This window comes from Lysobacter gummosus, from assembly GCF_001442805.1.
Classification (GTDB): Bacteria; Pseudomonadota; Gammaproteobacteria; order Xanthomonadales; family Xanthomonadaceae; genus Lysobacter; species Lysobacter gummosus.
In genome coordinates, this window is record NZ_CP011131.1 from 1042913 (window position 1) to 1061820 (window position 18908).

Sequence of the window (18908 nt, forward strand, 5' to 3'; positions counted from 1 at the left end):
TGCCCCATCCCCTCCGATTGCATGCCTGTGGCCGAGACCCAACTGCCCCTGTTTTCCGAAGTCGAAGCCGAGAGCCGCAACCTCTCGCTCAGCACCTCCGCCGCCGAACTGCACGGCGCACTGTGCGGCTGGCTCGCCGGCGGCGGCGCCTCGGTGCGCGAATGGCCGGCGCGCGTGCTCGCCGACGCCTCGGTGGCCACGCCGCCCGCCAACGGCGCGCTCGACCGCCTGCGCCTGGTCAGCGCCGCGCAGATGGTCGATCCCGAATACGGCTTCGTCCTGCTGCTGCCCGACCACGAGGCCTCGATGACCGAGCGCAGCGGCGCCTTGTTCGACTGGTGCCGCGGTTTCCTCGGCGGCTTCGGCCTGGCCGCGGGCTCGGCCCCGACCTTGTCCGAGGAAAGCCGCGAGGCGCTGACCGACCTGGCCAAGTTCGCCGCCACCGCGCCGCAGGACGAGGGCGACGAGGAAGACGAAGAGGCGCTGACCGAACTGGAAGAGTTCGTCCGCATCGTGGCCCTGGGCCTGCACGGCGACGTCGCCCTGGCGGCGCAGCACCGGCAACGGCTGAACTGACATGCACACGGCACTGACCATGCCGGGCAAGGCCTACGCGCGCCGCCGCAGGCAGTTGATGGAGATGGCCGGCCCCGACGCGATCGTGGTCGTGCCCTCGGCGCACGAATTGATCCGCAGCCGCGACACCCATTACCCGTTCCGCCAGGATTCGGACCTGAGCTACCTCACCGGCTTCCCGGAGCCCGAAGCGGTGCTGGTGCTGGTGCCCGGCCGCGTCCACGGCGAGACCCTGCTGTTCTGCCGCGAGCGCGACGCCGACCGCGAAGCCTGGGACGGCCCGCGCTACGGCCCGGAAGGCGCGGTCGAGGCCTTCGGCCTGGACGATGCCTATCCGATCACCGACCTGGACGACATCCTGCCGGGCCTGCTGGAAGGCCGCACCCGGGTCTACTACCACTTCGGCCGCGATGCCGAATTCGACCTCAAGCTGATCGGCTGGCTCAACCGCGTGCGCGCGATGGTGCGCCAGGGCGCGCAGCCGCCGCACGAGTTCCTGGAACTGGGCCATCTGCTCGACGAACTGCGCCTGTTCAAGGACCGCGACGAGTTACGGTTCCTGCAGCGCGCCGCCGACATCAGCGTGCTCGCGCACGAAACCGCGATGCGCGCCGCGCGCCCGGGCATGCGCGAGTACGAGCTGCAGGCGCAGATCGAATGCGTGTTCCGCAGCTTCGACGCCGATCCGGCCTACGGCAGCATCGTCGGCGCCGGCGCCAACGCCTGCGTGCTGCATTACCGCGCCAACGCCGCGACCTCGCGCGACGGCGACCTGATCCTGATCGATGCCGGCGCCGAGTACCGCGGCTACGCCGCCGACATCACCCGCACCTTTCCGGTCAACGGCCGCTTCAGCGCGCCGCAGCGCGCGCTGCACGACCTGGTCGGCGCCGCCCAGGCCGCGGCGCTGGCGCAGGCGCGCCCGGGCGTGGCCTACGAGGCCGGGCATCAGGCGGCGGTGGAAACTTTGACCGAAGGGCTGCTGCGTCTTGGCTTGCTCAAGGGCAAGCTGGAACGCAACCTCGCCGACGGCAGCTACAAGCGTTTTTATCGCCACAAGACCGGGCATTGGCTGGGCCTGGATGTGCACGATGTCGGCGAGTACCGCATCGACGGCGATTCGCGGCTGCTGGAGCCGGGGATGGTGTTCACCATCGAACCGGGTTTGTACATCGCGGCCGACGACACCAGCGTCGATGCGAAGTGGCGCGGGATCGGAATACGCACTGAGGACGATGTGGCGATCACGAAGGATGGCCATGACGTGCTGACGGACAAGCTGGCGCGCAGTGCGGATGAGATTGAGGCTCTGATGGGGCGGCGGCGGGCGGCTTGATTGCTTGGTAGGAGGTCCGAGTTGAGATCTCCGACGCTCTTCGAATGCAGCCCCTCTGCGAATGCAATCCCCCCCTGCGAATGCAGTTCCCCCCCTTTGAAAAAGGGGGGTTAGGGGGGATTCGCTTTTGCCGTTGTTGTTGCTCCTCGCAAAAGCGAAAAGCAAAAGCAAATCCCCCTGGCCCCCCTTTTTCAAAGGGAGGAATCCTTCGGGCGGGGGCGCAACGACTCCTACGCCTAAACCTCCGGCCCCAACCGCTCCAGCACGAACTCGATAAACCGGCTGAGCTTCGGCAACGGCTGCCGATCGCGCGGATACAGCAGATGCACCGGCCGCGGCGGCGGCAAGTCGTGCTCGAACAAACGCACCAATCGTCCCGCGGCGATATCGTCGGCCAACAGCACCTCCGGCTGCAGGACGATGCCGCACCCGTCCAGCGCCGCGCGCCGCAGCGCTTCGCCGTGATTGGACGCGAACCGCCCGCTCAGCCGCAGCGGTTCCGGGCCGATGCTGCCGAAACGCCAGCCCGCGTCGCGATGCCACAGCAGATGGTTGAGGCAACTGTGATCGACCAGCTCGCGCGGATCGGTCGGCGTGCCGCGCTCGCGCAGATAGTCCGGCGAAGCGCAGACGGTCATCCGGTACGGCCGCAGCGGCCGTGCGATCAGATGATCGGAATCCGGCAACGGCCCGATCCGGATCGCGGCGTCGAACGCCTCCGCGATCAGGTCGGACATGCGGTCGGCCAGGGCCAGATCCAGCGACACCTCCGGATAGATGCGCAGGAACTGCGTGATCACCGGCGCGATCGCCGCGCCGCCCAGAGTCAGCGGCGCGGTCACGCGCAGGTGGCCGCTGGGACGGCGGTCGTCGCGCAGACGCTCGGCCACGGTGTCGGCGCGGCGGACCTGTTCCAGAATCAGTCGCGCCTCATCCAGAAACGCCACGCCGACCTCGGTCAGCCGCTGCTTGCGCGTGTCGCGCTGGAGCAGGCGTGCGCCCAGGTGTTCTTCCAACTGGCGGATGTGCTTGCCGACCATCACCGCCGACAGATGCTGCGCCTGCGCCGCGGCGGCGAAACTGCCGGTGTCGGCCACGGCGACGAACACGGCCATGCTGCGCAACTTGTCCACGTGGGCTAACCCGGAGTTAGGGGAGCGAGAAATCCTAGCGCATTCACCGTGCACGCCCCGGCGCGCAGACTGAGCGCCTGCTTTCTCAACCCGGACTACCTCCATGAAGATCCTGCTCGTAGGCGCCAGCGGCACCCTCGGCCGCGCCATCGCCGACACTTTGAAAAACCACGAAATCCTCGCCGCCGGCCGCAGCAGCGCCGACTACCCGGTCGATATCACCGACGATGCCAGCGTCGAGGCGCTGTTCGCCAGGACCGGCAAGCTCGATGCGATCGTGTCCGCGGCCGGCGTGCTGCACTTCGGCCCGCTGGAATCGATGCGCCCGGCCGACTTCGCCATCGGCTTGAACGACAAGCTGCTCGGCCAGGTGCGCCTGGCGCTGCTGGGCCAGCATCACCTCAACGACGGCGGCTCGATCACCCTGACCACCGGCATCGTCGCCGAAGAGCCGATCCGCGCCGGCGCCAACGCCAGCGCGGTCAATCGCGCGCTGGAAGGCTTCGTGCAAGGCGCCGCGCTGGAACTCAAGCGCGATCTGCGCATCAACGCGGTCAGCCCGAACGTGTTGAGCGAATCGTGGGAGGCTTACGGCGCGTTCTTCCCCGGGTTCGAACCGGTCACCGCCGCGCGCGCGGCGCTGGCGTATCAGCGCAGCGTCGAAGGCATCCAGAGCGGACGCGTGTTCAAGGTCTGGTGATCGCGCTTACGGCGCATCGGGCAGGCGCAGCGACGCCTGCCCGAGCACGTAGCGCCAACCCTGCGCGGTGCGCGCGTAGGTGTCGCTGTACCAGAGCCGGTATTCGAACGGCACGCCATCGGTCTTGCCCTTGAGCCACAGCAAGGCGGTAACCACGCCGGTGTCGCCCCACACCCGCACGCGGCGTTCGCTGGCGTCCTGGCGTTCGTAGACGGTGCGAGCTTCGCGCGCTTCCTTCAGCAGAGCGGCCTTGTCGCTGACCTGGCCGCGGCCGCTGATCAGAACGAAATCGTCGTGAAGGATGTTCGCCATCGTCGCCGCGTCGTTGGCCTTGACCGCGGCTTGGTAGCGGATGTCGAGCGCTTCGAGTGCGGCCAGGTCTTCGCGCTGCTCGGCCGCCGCGAACGGCGATGCGAGGAGCGCGGCGAACAGGCAAGCGCCTGCGAGGGCAGAAGGACGGGACATGGACTCGCTCCTGACGGGTTCGCGTCAGGCTAGTCGGCGCCCCGAGGCGGCGCTCGCCGGAATCGGACAAGGTCATCGCGATGTTTGCGAGAACGCGCGACTTCGCCCGCCCGCCGCGGCCCGCGCCGCTTCGACGACTCACTCGCGCTGCAAGATCGCCTTCGTAGTCCGATGCTCGATCGGCGCCGACGTGTGTTCGTGAACGATCTTCCAACCACCGTCGCGCCGCGCCAGCCCCAGGGTGATGCGGTTGTTGAGCGAGCGCAGCCGTTCGCCGTTCGCGGCGAAGGCGGTGTAGCTCAGGATCGCGTGGCCGATCGCCAGATCGGCGCCGAGCGTCGCCTGAGCCTGGTCGATGCCGACCACGACCCGTTCATCGCCGAGCGAGCCGAACCAGTCGCGCACCATCGCGCGCCACGGCTCGATGCCGCGCATCGACCAGTCGCTCCACATGTCGAAGAGGTGCACGTCGTCGTCGTAGAGCGCGACCAGGGCTTCGACATCCTTGGCCAATACCGCGGCCGCGTAGGCTTGCAGCGTGTGCAGGACGGGATCGTGCGCGTCGGTCATGCCAGTGCTCCGGTGGTGGACGGATCGTGGATCTACAAGGAAGTTCGCGACGGACAGGCCACGGCGGGCGATTACAGATGCTTCGGCACCCGCGCCAGCAACAACTCCACCAGCGCCGGCGCCATGTATTCGTAGTCGTCGGGAATATCCAGGCAGACCACGCGCTTGCCGCGCAACTGCGGCTTGAACTTGTGCTGCAACTTGCTGCGCTGGGCCTTTTCCATGACGAAGATCAGCTGCGCCCACTCGACCAGTTCGGCGCCGAGCGGTTGCTCGGCGTCGTGATTCAGGCCGGCCGAGGCGACATCGAGGTCGCCGCGGCCGGCGAACACCTGCTCGGCGGTCGGGCTGCGCAGCTTGTTCTGGCTGCACACGAACAGAACCCGGCGCATGCGCGATTCAGGCCGTGGCGGCGAATTCGTCGCGGGTCAGGTTGATCGGCGCGGCGTCGGTGCAGACTACGTCGTCCTCGATACGGATGCCGCCGAACGGGCGGAAGCGGTCGATGCGGTTCCAATCCACGCTGTCGGCGTGCTCGCCCTGGCGCAAGCCGTCGAGCAGCAGATCGACGAAGTACAAACCCGGTTCGATCGTCACCGCCATGCCGGGCTCCAGCACGCGGGTCAGGCGCAGATACGGATGGCCGGCGGGCTTGTCGATGCGGCCGCCGCGATCGGAGGCGGCGAAGCCGGCGACTTCGTGCACCTGCAGGCCGATGCCGTGGCCGATGCCGTGCGGGAAGAACACGCCGCTGACGCCGGTCGCCACCGCCGCTTCCGGCGATGTCTTGAGCACGCCGAAATCCTTGAGGATGCCCGCCAGCGCCAGATGCGCGTCGAGGTGGATGCGCTTGTAGTCGGTGCCGGCGCGGACCTGATCGCACATCTTCAGCTGTGCGGCATCGACCGCATCGATCAGCGCCTGGAATTCGTCGCGCGCATCGGTCGCATAGGTGCGGGTGATGTCGCAGGCGTAGCCGTGATGGCTGGCGCCGGCGTCGATCAGGAAGCTGCGCGATTGCGCCGGCGCTTCGCGGTCGAGCTCCATGTAGTGCAGCACCGCGCCGTTCTGGTTGAGCGCGATGATGTTGCCGTAGGGCAGGTCGTTGGCGTCCTGGCGCGCGGCGCCGCAGTAGGCCAGATGGATGTCGAATTCGCTCAGGCCGGCGCGGAACGCGGCCTCGGCGGCGCGGTGCGCGCGCACGCCCCTGCGCGTGGCTTCGCGCATCATCGCCACTTCGTAGGGCGTCTTGTAGGCGCGGTGGTATTCCAGGTAGTCGACCACCGGCTGCGGATTGTTCGGCGCATAGTCGCCCAGCGCGCTCTGCGGCTCGCCGAGGATCGCGCAACGCGCGGCGTCCTTGGGCAGATGCGCCAGCGCTTCCTCGGGCTTGCGGATCACGATCACATCGAAGTGCTCGATCCAATAGCCGCTCGGCGCTTGCGGCACTACGTGCCAGTAATCGAAGGGCTGCAGATAGATCAGCGTGGGCTTGCGGCCCGGCGTGGCGATCAGCCAGCTGCCCGGATTGCGGGTCAGCGGCAGCCAGGCCTTGAACTGCGGGTTGACCGCGTAGGGATAGTCGCGATCGTCGAAGAATTGGTAATGCAGGTTGCCGCTGGGCACGAGCAGATGATCGAAGCCGCCGCGGCTCAGCGCTTCGAGTGTGCGGCGATGCAGCTCGGCGACGTGCTGCGCGTACAGGGCGTCGATGGCGGCGGCGGACGCAGAAGAATCGGCGGTGCGGGCGGGGGCGTTCATGCGGGCGGGCCTGAGGGGAACGCGCCTATTTTGCAGGATTCTGGCCGGGGGGTAGAGGAGGAACGAGTGCAGAGGAGTGAGGAGTGAGTTAAGGGCGGTTTTACTCACTCCTCACTCCTCTGCACTCGTTCCTGCCCTACTCGTAACTCGCCCCAGGCGAATCCAGCCACTGCCGCAAATGCAGCATCCCGTCCTCGGGCATGGCGATGAAACGGAAACCGGTCCAGGTCTGGCCGGGCACGCTGGCGCGGTCCTGCCACAGCAGGTGCGCGCCGACTTCGATCGGCGAGGCGTGCTGCGGCGCGTCGCGCAGGTGGAAACGCAGTTGGTACAGCGCATCGTCGGTCAGCGGCGCGCTGGCGATCAGCATCATCCCGGTCTCGGACAGATTGCCCAGGTGACCGATCACGGTCTCGGTCATGGTGTCCACGACCTGCACCGTCTCGACGATGCGGCGACGACGGGTACGGCGGAATTCTTCGTTCATGTCCGCGCTCCGTCGGCGTCGGCGTTTTTGCGCGCGCCGCCGAAGCCGCGCAGGACGTCCAGCGCGGCGTGCCAGGCGCGATCGACCAGGCGATTGCGTTCTTGCTCGACCACCCGCGCCTGTCCGCGCGCCATCATCCGCGCCAGACTGTCCAGCGATTGCTCGCCCACGCGCTGGCCGCGCTGATTGACGAACAAGGCGTTGTCGGTGACCGGGCTGAACCACGACAGCCGGCGTCGCACCGCATCGCCTTGCTGGTTCTGCACGAATTCGAACCAGGTCCCGAACGGCAGCGCACGGATGCGCTCCCAGCATTCCTGCTCGTGGGCATCGCGCGAAGGCATCGGCGCGCGCGCCATCGGCGGGCTGTCTTCGCCCAGCCGGCTGCGCTGGCGCAGTTTCATCGCCAGCTCGGTGCGCGAGGCGGCTTCATCGTTCAGGGCCGGGCCGACGGTGAGCTGGCGCGAGATCGCGCCGGCATCGTCGGCGTGATAACCGACCAGGGTCAGCGCGTGTTCGATATCGGCACCCAGGCCGCGCGGCGGGGCGATGCCGGCGCCGCTGTGATTGGCCGCGACGATCTGCCGGGTGATTTCCAGCTGACGCTTCCAGGCTTCGGATTCTTCCCCGTGGCGCAGCAAGGTCAGGGTGAGCACGTCGGCCCAGGCCTGGCTCAGCAAGGTCTGGACGAAGCGCGGCAGGCGCTGGTCGGCGGTGCTGGCTTCCAGCGCTTCGAACGCGCGGCGCTTGGCCAGTTCGAGTTTTTCCTTGCCGCGCGCGGCCTCGACGTGGCGGCGCTCGGTCACCTCGGCCTTGCGCGCGAGGGTTTGCAGATGGTCCTGCAAGCGCTGGTTGGCCGAGTCGAACGCGTCCGGGCTGCCGCGGTAATGCTCGATCACGTGATCGACCGCCTGCCGCAGCGGCTCGTGCAGTTGCGGATCGACGTCTTCCGTCGGCGTCCAGCGCGCGCCGGCTTCGGCGACGGTGTTGAGCAGTTGCAGCGCCGGATGGCCGTCGTGGGCCAGCAGCGAGCGGTCCTGCAAGGCGGCGTGCAACAGCGGCGCCTGCAGGCGGTTGAGCAGGGTCGAGATCATCGCGTCGCCGCGCAGGCGTTGGTCGATTTCCTCGAACAGCAGGCCGAGCAGTTCGAACACGTCGCCGTCTTCGCGCGACAAGGTGGCCGGAGCAGGCGCGCCGTCGGTGGGACGGCTGCGCGCGATCAAGGCCTGGCGCAGGTCGGCGATCTTGCGCAGCGGCTGCGGGCCGCGCGGGCCTTCTTCCTTGATCTGGTTGAGCGCGTTGAGCAGTTCGGCGGTGTCGAGCGGTTCTGCCGGCGCCGGCGTGGGCGCGGCCGGCGTGCGCGGACGCAGCTTATCGACCAGTTCGCGGCGTTCGGACAACCATTGCTGCAAGGTCGCGAAGTCGAGCGCGTCGGCGGCGGGCGTCGCGCCGGCCTGGCCGGACCAGGCGGTGTGCGGGCGCGCCGCGCCGGTCGCGGCTGCGGCCGGGGTTTGCGGCGGGCTGCCGGCGGCGGGTTCGGTTCGCGCGATTTCGGCCGCGGCCGGTGCCGCCGTCTGAGCGGCCGGACGCGCGCGCAGCGGCACGAACGACAGGCTCGGCAGCACGTTCTCGCGGGTCAGCAGGGCGTTCATCGATTCGACCAGGGCCGCGTAGCCCAGCATCACCTGCTGGTCGAACACCCGGTACAGATCCAGCCGCGATTCCAGGCTGATCTGCAGCGGCTGGCAGGCCTCGGCGAAGCTGCGGATCAGCCGCTGCGGCCCGACCGGCAAACGCTCGCTGTCGAACGCGGGCGCGCCGGCGAGCACGCCGAAGCGCTGGCCCAACAGCAGCAGGCCGAGCCCGGCGCGCGATTCGTGGCGGCTGGCGATGCTGCGCAGCACCGTGCTTTCGTCCACTTCGCTGTCGTCCACCAACCGAAGCTCACGAAACACAGGCGCGGCATTAGCGGCAAGGCGCGAAACTCCTCCCGCCGCATCTCTCCCAGGATCCCGCAACCGAGTCAGCGAGCTCTCCAGCGCCAGCAGATAACGCGGAATCAGATCCGACCGCCGCAACCGCACCAGCCGCAAGGTTTCCAGATAACCCGACTGCAACCCGGGATTGCGCGCCTGATCGGCCTGGCGGAACAACTGCTGTTCGAACTCGGCCAGCATCCGCTCCAGTTGCGGCGCGGTTTCGTCGCTGACCAGCGCGTACAGCTGTTCCAGCAAACGGCGAACGCGGCGAGGCAATGCGGCCGTGGCCAAGGTGGCCCGCGGTGAAGCGTCCAGTGGGTCGAACGTGACGGACATGGGATTTCGGTGCTGACGACCGCGAGATATAACCACGCCTCCCCGGCGCAGGCCAGCCCGAAAGGTTCGGGCGCAGCGTGCAGCCGACGGGAGGCGGCCATTGGCAGTTACGTTCTCAGGTGCGTGCAACGGCCACACCGCAGTCTGGCCACGGCACCGTGGCGAGGCCGTGATTCCACGGCGCTGGTGCGGCGGGGCGTCCAGGCGCGATCGTGGCCGATTGCGGCGTTCAGGCGAGGCTACGCGGCAGAACTACTGCGACAGGAACAGCCCGACCACATCGTTGGTGAAACGCCGGCCCAGTTCGGTCGGCCGCACCCGGTCGCCGTCGCGTTCCAGCCAGCCGTGGGCATAGGCCGCCTGCAACTGCGGCTCGATGTCCTGGCGCGACAGGCCCGTGCACGACTCGAACGAGTCCAGCGAGAAGCCCTCGACCAGCCGCAGCACGTTGAGCATGTATTCGAACGGCCGCCGCTGCGGCGCGATGCGATCGTCGCCGCCGATCGCCGCCGGCGTGCCGGCCGCGGCCAGGTACTGGGTCGGATGCTTGAGCTTCCAGCGCCGCAGGATGTCCTGCTCGGCGCCCAGAGTGATCTTGGCGTGGGCGCCGGCGCCGATCCCGAGGTAATCGCCGTAGCGCCAGTAATTGAGGTTGTGCTGGCAGCGCCGGCCGGGGCGGGCGTAGGCGCTGACCTCGTACTGCCCGTAGCCGTGCTCGGCCAGCAGGGCCTGGCAATGCTCCTGGATGTCCCAGGCGCCGTCTTCGTCGGGAATGTCCTGCGGTGGCCGCGCGGCGAACACGGTGTTGGGTTCCAGGGTCAGCTGATAGTGCGAGATGTGCGCAGGATCCAGGGCGAACGCGCGCTGCAGGTCGGTCTCGGCCATGGCCAGGGTCTGGCCGGGCAGGGCGTACATCAGGTCCAGATTGAGATTGTCGAAACCCGCGTCCTGGGCCAGCTTCACCGCCGAATCGGCATCCAAGCTGTCGTGGATGCGACCCAGCCGCTTCAGGCAGCCGTCGTCGAAGCTCTGGATGCCGAAACTCAGGCGGTTCACGCCGGCGGCCTTGTACAACTCGAAACGGCCGTGCTCGGCGGTGCCCGGATTGGTTTCCAGGGTGATCTCCGCGCCCGGCGCGAAGCGCAGGCGCGCGCTGGCGCCCTGCAGGAAGCGGTCGATGAACTCCGGCGGGAACAGGCTCGGGGTGCCGCCGCCGAAGAACACGCCGTGCACGGTGCGGCCCCAGACCAGCGGCAGGTCGTGTTCGAGGTCGGCGATCAGGGCATCGACGTAGGCGTCGAACGGCAGCGCGCCGCGGCCCTCGTGCGAGTTGAAGTCGCAATACGGGCATTTGCGCACGCACCAGGGCAGGTGCACGTACAGCGACAGCGGCGGGGTGGTCAGGGCAGGAGTCAACAGCGCGGGGCCGGGCGCCAGGGCCCGGTATCGGTCGGAGGGGAGCCGATAGCTTACCGGTCGAGCGCCGCCCCGTAGCGGCGGGCGGCCAGCAGGGCGCGCAGATTGGCGTCCAGGGATACGTCCGGACGGGCCTGGACCACCAGCCGCATGATCGTGGCCAGCGGCTCGGCGCGGCCGTCGCCGGACATGTCGCCGTCGAAAATGGTCGCCGTGGTCCAGCCCCGGTGCTCCGACGGGGCCAGGCGCAGCTCCAGGGTCGAGGTCAGGCGCAGGCGCCCGTCCTTGGCCCGGTGCAGGGACATGCCGACCACTTCGTGCGGCTCGAAGGCGCGGCCGCGATGGCCGCTGGTGATATTGGCGTAGCGGATCAGCCCGCCCGCGGAGGCGTCCACGCTGACCCGCTGGACCGCGGCGGCCGCGATCAGCCCGACCAGGACCGCGAGCAGGCCCAGGGCCAGTTCGATCTCGGTGCTGAAATTGTTGACCCCGGCGCGCAGGCCGTCCTGGCGGATCCAGATCGCGATCGGCAGCGCCATCAGGTACAGCACCGCCACCAGCAGCACGGTGTGGCCGCCGGTGCGGAAGGCCCGGCGCGGCGGAGCGGCGGCGCGCAGCATCCGGTTCATCGCGCGACCTCGGCGAGCCTGCCGCGCAACGCCGCCAGCGCCAGCGCGCGATGGCTCACGCGGTTTTTCAGCGCGTCGTCGATTTCGCCGGCCGACACCTGATGCTGGGTATCGAAGAACACCGGCTGATAGCCGAAGCCGCGATCGCCCTGGCGTTGATGCAGGATGCGCCCATGCCAGATGCCTTCGGCGATGATCGGACGCGGATCGCCGGCATGGCGCAGCAGCACGATCACCGCATAGAAATGGGCGCCGCGCTGATCGTCGGGGACGTCCTTGAGCGCGCTCAGCAGCTTGTCGATATTGCCCTGGGCGTCGCCGTGGCGGTGATAGCGCGCCGAATACAGACCCGGCGCGCCGCCCAGCGCATCCACGCAGATGCCCGAGTCGTCGGCGAGCGCCGGCAGACCGGTGACCGCGCAGGCATGGCGCGCCTTCAGCAGCGCGTTCTCGACGAACGTGCTGCCGGTTTCCTCGATGTCTTCGACCCCCAGATCGGTTTGCGCCACCAGTTCGATGCCGGTGTCGCTGAGCAGGTCGCGCAGTTCCACCAGCTTCCCGGCGTTACTGCTGGCCAGCACTAATCTCATGCCTTAAGTTCCAGCAAATCCCAGCGATTACCGTACAGGTCTTCAAATACGGCGACCGTGCCGTAGGTCTCGACGCGTGGAGATTCCATGAAGCGCACGCCGCGTTTAAGCATGGCGGCGTGGTCGCGATGGAAGTCGTCGGTGTGCAGGAAAAACCCGACCCGGCCGCCGGTCTGGTCGCCGACGCGCGCCTGTTGTCTCTCGCCGGAGGCCCGCGCCAGCAGCAAGGCGGTTTGCGCGCCGTCGGCGGGCGCGACCCGGACCCAGCGCTTGCCGCCGCCCAGGTCGATGTCTTCCAGCAGCACGAAGCCGAGCGACTGGGTGTAATAGGCGATGGCCTGGTCGTAGTCGGCGACGACCAGGGTGATGCTGCCGATGCTGCGATTCATGACGATTCTCGTGCGGGACCGCGCCCGTCGCGCGGTCGGCGGCGGTTGTGGTCGAAAACGCGAGGCCGTGCCGGCCCCGTCGAAGCGGCGCCGGATCGAGGAGGTGTCGAACGGCTTGCGACAATGATCGCGCAAGCGGCGGGAAGTTCAGCGCGGGCAGCGGAATTTGCGACGGATTACGCGGATGTGAGCGCGCGTGATCGGGGCTTGTGCTGAAAACGGGATTCGGGATTCGGGATTCGGGATGCGGGATGCGGGATGGACGCTGTCGCGCCGGAGGCTTCGAAGCTTGCGTGGTGTGTCGTGGGAAATGCGCCGTGCGCCGCGAAGCGAATCGGGAAGCGTCCCGATCCGCTCGCGGATATCGTGCGCTTAAACCGCCAGCGCTTCGCGCTGCTTGAGCACGAGTTCGGCGATGCCGGCTTCGGCCAGCGCCAGCAGGCCGTCGAGTTCTTCGCGGCGGAAGGCATGGCCTTCGGCGGTGCCTTGCAGCTCGATGAAACCGCCGCCGTCGTTCATCACCACGTTCATGTCGGTGTCGCAGTCGCTGTCTTCGGCGTAGTCCAGATCCAGCACCGGCACGCCGCGGTACACGCCGACCGACACCGCCGCGACTGCGCCGAAGATCGGATCGCGGGTGATCTCGCGCCGCGCCTGCAACCAGCGCACCGCATCGACCAGGGCTACGTAGGCGCCGGTGATCGCCGCGGTGCGGGTGCCGCCGTCGGCCTGCAAGACGTCGCAGTCCAGGGTGATGGTGCGTTCGCCCAGCGCCTTGCGGTCGATGCAGGCGCGCAGGGCGCGGCCGATCAGGCGCTGGATTTCCAGGGTGCGGCCGCCCTGCTTGCCGCGCGAGGCCTCGCGGTCGCTGCGGGTGTGGGTGGCGCGCGGCAGCATGCCGTACTCGGCGGTGACCCAGCCTTCGCCCTTGCCGCGCAGGAAGCCGGGGACCTTGTTTTCGACGCTGGCGGTGCACAGCACCTGGGTCTGGCCGAAGCTGACCAGCACCGATCCCTCGGCGTGGCGGGTGTAGCCGCGCTGGATGGTGACCTCGCGCATCTGGTCCGCGACGCGCCCGCTGGGGCGTGCGAGCGGGCCGGCCGGAGCCTGGGCGGGTGCGGCTTTGGGACCGGTCATAAGCGCGGATTTACCGTTTGAGGGCCGGCGAGTTTACCATTCGCTCCCTGTAGGCTCGGAATTCGCGAATGATTCGCAGCATGACCGCCTTCGCCAGCGGCGAACGCGCGACACCCTGGGGCACGCTCGGCTGCGAGTTGCGCTCGGTCAATCACCGCTTTCTCGAGCTCGGCGTGCGCCTGGCCGATGAGTTGCGCGTGCTGGAACCGGCGTTGCGCGAACGCATCGGCGCGCGCATCGGCCGCGGCAAGCTCGATCTGACCCTGCGCCTGCGTCCGCCGGAAGGCGGCGACGCGCTGCAGCTCAATCCGACCCGGCTGCGCGAACTCAGCGATCTGGCGATCGATCTGTCGGCGCGCTTTCCGGCGCTGCGCACCGAGTTCACCGACCTGCTGCAATTTCCCGGCGTGCTGCAGGCGCCCAGCACCGATCCGGCCGAATTGCAGGCGCAGGCGCTGGCGCTGCTGGACAGCGTGCTCGACGAATTCGTCGCCTCGCGCGAACGCGAAGGCGGCAAGCTGGCGGCGGTGATCGGCGAGCGCGTGGACGCGATCGCCAAGATCGCTTCGGATGTGCGCACGATGATGCCGGCGATCCGGGTCGGGCAGCGCGCCAAGCTGGAAGCGCGGCTGGCCGATCTGGCCCAGCCGGCCGACAACGGCCGCCTCGAGCAGGAACTGGTGATGTGGCTGCAGAAGCTCGATGTGGACGAAGAACTCGACCGCCTCGACTCGCACGTCACCGAAGCCAGGCGCGTGCTCAAGCTGCGCGAAGCGGTCGGCCGGCGCCTGGATTTCCTGCTGCAGGAATTCAATCGCGAAGCCAACACCCTGGGCTCCAAGTCGGTGGACGCGCGCAGTTCGGCCGCCGCGGTCGAGCTCAAGGTGCTGATCGATCAGGTTCGCGAGCAGATCCAGAACATCGAGTAACGAGTCAAGAGGAGTGAGGAACGAGTGCGTTTACTCGTTACTCACTTCTGCGCACTCGTTTCTCTTGTTTAGTCCATTCATAGCGACGTATCCAACTACATGCGCGGAACCCTTTACATCGTCGCCGCTCCCTCGGGAGCCGGAAAATCCAGCATCGTCAACGCGGTGCTCGCGCGCGATCCAGATATCCGCTTGTCGATCTCGTTCACCTCGCGCCAGCCACGTCCGGGCGAGCGGCATGCCGAGCACTACCACTTCGTCAGCGCGCAGGAATTCGAGGCGATGGTCGAAGCCGGCGATTTCTTCGAGCACGCGCGCGTGCACGGCGACTGGAAGGGCTCGGCGCGGCAGTCGGTGGAGCCGTTCCTGTCGGCCGGCAAGGACGTGCTGCTGGAAATCGACTGGCAGGGCGCGCGCCAGGTGCGGGCCAAGGTGCCCGACGCGGTCAGCGTGTTCATCCTGCCGCCGTCGCGGCAGGCGCTGGAGTCGCGCATGCGTTCGCGCGGGCAGGACAGCGAGGAAGTGATCCGCCAGCGTCTGGCCGCCGCGCGCGAGGAGATGTCGCATTACAGCGAGTTCGACTACGTGATCGTCAACGAGATCTTCGACACCGCGGTGGACGAGATGTGCGCGATCTTCCAGGCCAGCCGCCTGCGCCTGGAGCCGCAAGTGGCGCGGCATTCGCGGCTGATCACGGCGCTGCTGGCCGATTGAGGGGCGGGGCCGGATCGCCGCGCGGGCGGCCCTGGCGGCCACCGGAGTCGCCAATTCGGTGCGCGGGCCCCGGGCGACCCAGCCTTCGGATCGTTAAGTGGCTGATTCATAAAGTCTAAAGACCGTAAATCTTGCCATGGATTCGCATAGTGGCTAAACTTCCCGGTCCCCATCCGCGTCACTAAAGACGGCCGCACCGGCCGCAGGAGCCCCATGGCCCGCATCACCGTCGAAGATTGCCTGGAAGTGGTCGATAACCGCTTCGAACTCGTCATGCTGGCCGCCAAGCGCGCCCGCCAGCTGGCCAACGGCGTCGAGCCGCAGCTGGACAACAGCGAAGCCAACGACAAGCCGACCGTGCTGGCGCTGCGCGAAATCGCCGCGCGTCAGGTCAACCCCGAATACATCGACGCGGTCGAGAAGGCCGAGCGCGAGCGCAAGGAACGCGAAGCCCTGGAATGGGCCGCGGCCGAAGTGGTCGCCGACGACGACCTGTCCAAGGGCGACGACTGAACCACCCGTCCCGCGCTCCGCGCGGGCCGCGGTACCGAAACGGCTCCGCCTCGGCGGGGCCGTTTTCGTTTGCGCGCCCGTCAAGGCGCGCAGCCGCGAGGGCTGTTGTGGGAGGGGCTTCAGCCCCGATGCCTTTGGCTCAAGTCGCCCGAAACCTCACCTAGGTCGGAGCGAAAAGCATCGGGGCTAAAGCTCCCTCCCACAAAAGGCCTCCCTCCCACAAAAGAAGCCCAGGCACGCTTCCCAGCGACTTCCAGCGCCCGCCTGCTGTATACCTGAAGCGCAATCCGCGATTCCGCCGCACCCGCATCCCGTCCGCGCATCCCGGCGCAGCCCTTGCCCGCCTGAACCGGACAGCCCCCAACTGCGCAAGCCGTGACGGCGTACTTGCGCCGACCTGAGCCGCCGCCACATTCAAAGTACGTAATGCGTTGCCACATGCGCTGCCGCACGCGTAAATTTCCGTTATGACACCTGCCGAGCCCGCGTTGAACACCTATCCCGCCGCTGCCGAGGAAACGGAGCTGCCGGACTACGTGCGCGAGCTCGAGCTGGCGGCGCACTACCTGCCCGAAACCCAGCGCCTGCTGCTGCGCCGCGCCTGGGCCGTGGGCGCGGCCGCGCACGCCGGGCAGACGCGCAAGTCCGGCGAGCCCTACATCACCCATCCGGTCGCGGTGGCCAAGGTGCTGGCCGACCAGGGCCTGGACGTGGAAACCCTGGTCGCGGCGATCCTGCACGACACCATCGAAGACACCCCGGTCACGCGCGAATGCCTGGCCACCGAGTTCGGCCCGACCGTGGCCGAACTGGTCGATGGCGTCACCAAGCTCGACAAGCTGCAGTTCCGCGACCGCCAGGAAGCCGCCGCGGAGAGCTTCCGCAAGATGCTGCTGGCGATGGCGCGCGACCTGCGCGTGATCCTGATCAAACTCGCCGACCGCCTGCACAACATGCGCACCCTCGGCGCGCAGAGCGCGGAAGCGCGCGAGCGCATCGCCCGCGAGACGCTGGAGATCTATGCGCCCATCGCCCAGCGCCTGGGCATGAACCTGATCAAGGCCGAGCTGCAGGACCTGGGCTTTCGCGCCCTGCATCCGTGGCGGCACGCGGTCATCGAAAAACGCATCCGCACCCAGCCGGTGGTGCGGCGCGAGTCGCTGGTGCAGATCGAAGCGCATCTGGCCCAGCGGCTGGCGAAGGAGAAGCTTCAACATCGCTTGATCAGCCGGGTGAAATCGCCGTGGAGCATCTATACCAAGATGCACCACGAGCATAAGAGCTTCACCCAGGTGATGGACGTGTTCGGCTTCCGCGTCGTGGTCAAGAGCGTGCCGGACTGCTATCACGCACTCGGCGTCGTGCATTCGGCCTACAAGCCGCTGGATTCGCGTTTCCGCGACTTCATCGCCATTCCCAAGGCCAACGGCTATCAGTCGCTGCACACGGTGCTGTTCGGCCCTTACGGCTCGCCGGTGGAAGTGCAGATCCGCACCGAGGACATGGACCTGATCGCCGAACGCGGCATCGCCGCGCACTGGTCGTACAAGCATGGCGGCGAAGGCCCGAACAGCGCGCAGTCGCGCGCGCACAGCTGGATCGCCAGCCTGGTCGAGTCGCAGCGCGCGACTGGTTCCTCGCTGGAATTCCTCGAAAACGTCAAGGTCGACCTGTTCCCGGACGAGGTCTACCTGTTCACGCCCAAGGGCGACATCATGTCGCTGCCGCGCAATTCCACCGCGCTGGATTTCGCCTACGCCGTGCACACCGACGTCGGCAACCGCGCGGTCGCCGCGCGCGTGGACGGCAAGCTGGTTCCGCTGCGCACCAAGCTGGCCAGCGGCCAGCGCGTGGAGATCATCACCGCCAAGTCGTCCACGCCCAAGCCGCAGTGGCTGGAGTTCGTGGTATCGGGCAAGGCGCGCACTTCGATCCGCCAGCAGCTCAAGCAGCTCGAACACGAAGACGCGGTGCAGCTGGGCCATCGCATGCTCGACCGCTCGCTGGAAGTACTGGAAACCTCGCTGGACCGCATCTCGGCGCTGCGCCTTGAGGTGTATCTGAGCGAAAACCGCTACCCGCGCCTGGAAGCGTTGCTGGCCGACATCGCGCTGGGCAACCGCATGCCCAACCAGGTCGCGCTGGCGCTGGCGCGCGAAGCGCCGGGCAAGACCCGCGGCCGCGCCATCGACCGTCCGCGCCTGCCCGAAGACAAGATCCTGATCACCGGTGCCGAGCGCGGCGTGATCAGCTTCGCCAACTGTTGCCTGCCGTTGCCGGGCGACGAAATCATGGGCTACCACACCGCCGGCAAGGGCATCGTGGTGCACCGCATGGATTGCCCGAACCTCGCCGATTACCGCAAATCGCCCGACCGCTGGGTCGCGATCGGCTGGGACCGTCAGGTCTCCGGCGATTTCGCCGCCGCGCTGCGCATCGAAGTCGACAACCGCCCCGGCTCGCTGGCCCAGGTCGCCGCCGCGATCGCCGAAGCCGAATCCAACATCGACCGCGTGGAATACCTGGAACGCGACGCCAATATCGCGATCATGCGTTTCGCCATCGAAGTGCACGATCGCAAGCACTTGGCCGATGTGATGCGGCGGGTGCGCAGGCTGGCGGTGGTGCTGGGTGTGCAGCGGATGTAGTTCGGCGGCCTGTGGCCGCCGACGGGATTTGGAATTCGGGATTCGGGATTGGTGAAGCGGGCTTGTCGTGGTTGCGTTGTGACTGGCGCGATGCGTCAATCGCTTTTGCTCTGGCTGCTGCTAATCTCCAATCCCGAATCCCGAATCCCCAATCCCGGCCCCCAAATGTCCCGCGAAATCATCCAAACCGACCAAGCCCCGGCCGCGATCGGCCCGTACTCGCAGGCTGTGCGCGTCGGCGACACCGTGTATCTGTCCGGCCAGATCGCGCTCGACCCGTCCAGCGGGCTGGTCGTGGAAGGCGACATCGAAGCGCAGGCGCATCGCGCCTTCCGCAACCTGCAGGCGGTGTGCGAAGCCGCCGGCGGTTCGCTGGCCGACATCGCGCGCCTGGGCCTGTACCTCACCGACCTGGGCGCGTTCGGCAAGGTCAACTCGGTGATGGGCGAGTACTTCAATCTGCCGTACCCGGCGCGTTCGACCGTGGAAGTGTCGGCGTTGCCGCGCGGCGTCGCGTTCGAAGTCGATGCGGTGATGGTGCTGCGCTGAGTCAGCGCTCGCTCACAGCGTAAGCGTCCTTGTGGGAGGGGCTGAACTCCT

20 protein-coding genes are annotated in these 18908 nt (G+C 67.9%); 8 read left to right on the plus strand and 12 right to left on the minus strand.

What is annotated here, in order from left to right:
* Positions 1 to 27 precede the first annotated feature (27 nt).
* The gene (locus LG3211_RS04230; protein ID WP_235111316.1) at positions 28 to 576 is read left to right on the plus strand and encodes a UPF0149 family protein; all 549 of its coding nucleotides are present in this window, start codon (positions 28 to 30) and stop codon (positions 574 to 576) included.
* 1 nt (position 577) lies between these two features.
* Positions 578 to 1912: an aminopeptidase P N-terminal domain-containing protein gene (locus LG3211_RS04235; protein ID WP_057941732.1), complete on the plus strand. Its 1335-nt coding sequence runs from the start codon at positions 578 to 580 to the stop codon at positions 1910 to 1912.
* Between the two features lie 236 nt (positions 1913 to 2148).
* Here the strand turns inward: LG3211_RS04235 and LG3211_RS04240 are convergent, their stop codons facing one another.
* On the minus strand, positions 2149 to 3045 hold the full coding sequence (locus LG3211_RS04240; protein WP_057941733.1) for a LysR family transcriptional regulator: 897 nt from the start codon (positions 3043 to 3045) through the stop codon (positions 2149 to 2151).
* A gap of 103 nt (positions 3046 to 3148) precedes the next feature.
* On the opposite strand from LG3211_RS04240, the gene LG3211_RS04245 reads away from it, so the two are divergent.
* On the plus strand, positions 3149 to 3745 hold the full coding sequence (locus tag LG3211_RS04245; protein ID WP_057941734.1) for a short chain dehydrogenase: 597 nt from the start codon (positions 3149 to 3151) through the stop codon (positions 3743 to 3745).
* A 6-nt stretch (positions 3746 to 3751) separates the two neighbouring features.
* On the opposite strand, the gene LG3211_RS04250 is transcribed toward LG3211_RS04245, so the two are convergent.
* From LG3211_RS04250 to rph, 11 genes are all read right to left on the minus strand, one after another.
* Positions 3752 to 4210: a nuclear transport factor 2 family protein gene (locus LG3211_RS04250; protein WP_057941735.1), complete on the minus strand. Its 459-nt coding sequence runs from the start codon at positions 4208 to 4210 to the stop codon at positions 3752 to 3754.
* A 138-nt stretch (positions 4211 to 4348) separates the two neighbouring features.
* A complete protein-coding gene (locus tag LG3211_RS04255) occupies positions 4349 to 4780 on the minus strand; it encodes a YybH family protein (protein WP_057941736.1) in 432 nt (143 codons plus the stop codon).
* A 71-nt stretch (positions 4781 to 4851) separates the two neighbouring features.
* Positions 4852 to 5172, minus strand: coding sequence for a low molecular weight protein tyrosine phosphatase family protein (locus tag LG3211_RS04260; protein ID WP_057941737.1), 321 nt, complete (start codon positions 5170 to 5172; stop codon positions 4852 to 4854).
* A 7-nt stretch (positions 5173 to 5179) separates the two neighbouring features.
* Positions 5180 to 6541, minus strand: a complete 1362-nt coding sequence (gene pepQ / locus LG3211_RS04265) for a Xaa-Pro dipeptidase (protein WP_057941738.1) — start codon at positions 6539 to 6541, stop codon at positions 5180 to 5182.
* A gap of 136 nt (positions 6542 to 6677) precedes the next feature.
* Positions 6678 to 7028, minus strand: a complete 351-nt coding sequence (locus LG3211_RS04270; protein ID WP_057941739.1) for a PilZ domain-containing protein — start codon at positions 7026 to 7028, stop codon at positions 6678 to 6680.
* Entirely contained in the window at positions 7025 to 9343 is a 2319-nt protein-coding gene (locus LG3211_RS04275) for a DUF1631 family protein (protein WP_083512301.1), read from the minus strand. Before LG3211_RS04275 ends, LG3211_RS04270 begins: the two co-directional genes overlap by 4 nt.
* Positions 9344 to 9595: 252 nt before the next feature.
* On the minus strand, positions 9596 to 10759 hold the full coding sequence (gene hemW / locus LG3211_RS04280; protein ID WP_083512302.1) for a radical SAM family heme chaperone HemW: 1164 nt from the start codon (positions 10757 to 10759) through the stop codon (positions 9596 to 9598).
* 53 nt (positions 10760 to 10812) lie between these two features.
* On the minus strand, positions 10813 to 11388 hold the full coding sequence (locus LG3211_RS04285) for a hypothetical protein (RefSeq protein ID WP_148648739.1): 576 nt from the start codon (positions 11386 to 11388) through the stop codon (positions 10813 to 10815).
* The gene (rdgB, locus tag LG3211_RS04290; protein WP_057941743.1) at positions 11385 to 11978 is read right to left on the minus strand and encodes an RdgB/HAM1 family non-canonical purine NTP pyrophosphatase; all 594 of its coding nucleotides are present in this window, start codon (positions 11976 to 11978) and stop codon (positions 11385 to 11387) included. Before rdgB ends, LG3211_RS04285 begins: the two co-directional genes overlap by 4 nt.
* Positions 11975 to 12367: a VOC family protein gene (locus LG3211_RS04295; protein WP_057941744.1), complete on the minus strand. Its 393-nt coding sequence runs from the start codon at positions 12365 to 12367 to the stop codon at positions 11975 to 11977. Before LG3211_RS04295 ends, rdgB begins: the two co-directional genes overlap by 4 nt.
* 372 nt (positions 12368 to 12739) lie before the next feature.
* On the minus strand, positions 12740 to 13504 hold the full coding sequence (gene rph / locus LG3211_RS04300; protein ID WP_057941745.1) for a ribonuclease PH: 765 nt from the start codon (positions 13502 to 13504) through the stop codon (positions 12740 to 12742).
* Between the two features lie 68 nt (positions 13505 to 13572).
* On the opposite strand from rph, the gene LG3211_RS04305 reads away from it, so the two are divergent.
* The 5 genes from LG3211_RS04305 to LG3211_RS04325 all read left to right on the plus strand — a co-directional run bounded on the left by LG3211_RS04305 (position 13573) and on the right by LG3211_RS04325 (position 18857).
* On the plus strand, positions 13573 to 14433 hold the full coding sequence (locus tag LG3211_RS04305) for a YicC/YloC family endoribonuclease (protein WP_057941746.1): 861 nt from the start codon (positions 13573 to 13575) through the stop codon (positions 14431 to 14433).
* Positions 14434 to 14532: 99 nt separating this feature from the next.
* Positions 14533 to 15147: a guanylate kinase gene (gene gmk / locus LG3211_RS04310; RefSeq protein WP_057941747.1), complete on the plus strand. Its 615-nt coding sequence runs from the start codon at positions 14533 to 14535 to the stop codon at positions 15145 to 15147.
* A gap of 213 nt (positions 15148 to 15360) precedes the next feature.
* Entirely contained in the window at positions 15361 to 15660 is a 300-nt protein-coding gene (gene rpoZ, locus LG3211_RS04315; RefSeq protein ID WP_036108756.1) for a DNA-directed RNA polymerase subunit omega, read from the plus strand.
* 467 nt (positions 15661 to 16127) lie between these two features.
* Entirely contained in the window at positions 16128 to 18308 is a 2181-nt protein-coding gene (locus tag LG3211_RS04320; RefSeq protein ID WP_057941748.1) for a RelA/SpoT family protein, read from the plus strand.
* A 165-nt stretch (positions 18309 to 18473) separates the two neighbouring features.
* On the plus strand, positions 18474 to 18857 hold the full coding sequence (locus tag LG3211_RS04325; RefSeq protein ID WP_057941749.1) for a RidA family protein: 384 nt from the start codon (positions 18474 to 18476) through the stop codon (positions 18855 to 18857).
* The last annotated feature ends 51 nt before the right edge of the window (positions 18858 to 18908 follow it).